Source organism: Rossellomorea sp. GQ25 (assembly GCF_059758515.1).
Genome location: NZ_JCAXEQ010000024.1, coordinates 1 through 1,314, shown reverse-complemented (window position 1 = coordinate 1,314; position 1,314 = coordinate 1). Strand labels below are relative to the sequence as shown.

The 1,314-nt window shown below is 48.5% G+C and carries 1 rRNA gene; it reads left to right on the top strand.

Annotated features, from left to right (window positions below):
- Positions 1-94: 94 nt before the first annotated feature.
- A 23S ribosomal RNA gene (locus tag AC6CIB_RS23585) occupies positions 95-1,314 on the top strand; the annotation flags it as partial.

Here is a 1,314-nt window from a genome sequence, read left to right as displayed (position 1 = left end):
TTGTTCTTTGAAAACTAGATAAAGATAAATTGATAGTCAAGAAATTACCGAGTATCGCCATTTTAGGTTTTAAACCTGATGTAACAACCAATTCGGTTAAGTTATGAAGGGCGCACGGTGGATGCCTTGGCACTAGGAGCCGACGAAGGACGGGACTAACACCGATATGCTTTGGGGAGCTGTAAGTGAGCTTTGATCCAGAGATTTCCGAATGGGGGAACCCATTGTTCGTAATGGAACAATATCCTTACTTGAATACATAGAGTATGGAAGGCAGACCCAGGGAACTGAAACATCTAAGTACCTGGAGGAAGAGAAAGCAATTGCGATTCCCTGAGTAGCGGCGAGCGAAACGGGATGTAGCCCAAACCAAGAGGCTTGCCTCTTGGGGTTGTAGGACACTCTATACGGAGTTACAAAGGAATGAAGTAGACGAAGAAGTCTGGAAAGGCTCGTCAAAGAAGGTAACAACCCTGTAGTTGAAACTTCATTCTCTCTTGAGTGGATCCTGAGTACGGCGGGACACGTGAAATCCCGTCGGAAGCTGGGAGGACCATCTCCCAAGGCTAAATACTCCCTAGTGACCGATAGTGAACCAGTACCGTGAGGGAAAGGTGAAAAGCACCCCGGAAGGGGAGTGAAATAGAACCTGAAACCGTGTGCCTACAAGTAGTCAGAGCTCGTTAACGAGTGATGGCGTGCCTTTTGTAGAATGAACCGGCGAGTTACGATCCCATGCAAGGTTAAGTCGATGAGACGGAGCCGTAGCGAAAGCGAGTCTGAATAGGGCGAATTGAGTATGTGGTCGTAGACCCGAAACCAGGTGATCTACCCATGTCCAGGATGAAGTTCAGGTAACACTGAATGGAGGTCCGAACCCACGCACGTTGAAAAGTGCGGGGATGAGGTGTGGGTAGCGGAGAAATTCCAATCGAACTTGGAGATAGCTGGTTCTCTCCGAAATAGCTTTAGGGCTAGCCTCATGTGTAAGAGTCTTGGAGGTAGAGCACTGTTTGGACTAGGGGCCCTCATCGGGTTACCGAATTCAGACAAACTCCGAATGCCAAAGACTTATCCATGGGAGTCAGACTGCGAGTGATAAGATCCGTAGTCGAAAGGGAAACAGCCCAGACCACCAGCTAAGGTCCCAAAGTATACGTTAAGTGGAAAAGGATGTGGAGTTGCTTAGACAACCAGGATGTTGGCTTAGAAGCAGCCACCATTTAAAGAGTGCGTAATAGCTCACTGGTCGAGTGACTCTGCGCCGAAAATGTACCGGGGCTAAACGTATCACCGAAGCTGTGGATTGACACC